The following is a 247-nucleotide window of genomic DNA, read 5'->3' as shown; positions in this document are numbered from 1 at the left end:
GCTGACTTCCCGCCAGGGCGAGGCGGCCCCCAGCGCCGCCGATGTCCGGGGCGCACTGCTGGCCGCCGGTGCGGAGAGCGTGCGGATCGAGGCGTGCGATGTCGCCGACCGTGAGCAGATCGCGGCGGTCGTCAACGGCCTTGGTGGAGCGCTCGGTTCGGTGTTCCACCTGGCCGCCGTCCTGGACGACGGCCTGCTCGCCGGCCAGAGCGCCGAGCGCTTCGCCCGCGTCCTGGCCCCGAAGGCC

1 protein-coding gene is annotated in these 247 nt (G+C 75.3%); it reads left to right on the top strand.

Annotated elements, in window-relative coordinates; all coding sequences use genetic code 11:
- On the top strand, positions 1 to 247 hold a 247-nt coding region (locus VM95_RS38320), incomplete at both ends, for a KR domain-containing protein (protein WP_045706430.1).

The organism is Streptomyces rubellomurinus, assembly GCF_000961885.1.
Classification (GTDB): domain Bacteria; phylum Actinomycetota; class Actinomycetes; order Streptomycetales; family Streptomycetaceae; genus Kitasatospora; species Kitasatospora rubellomurina.
This window is presented reverse-complemented; position numbering and strand designations above follow the sequence as displayed.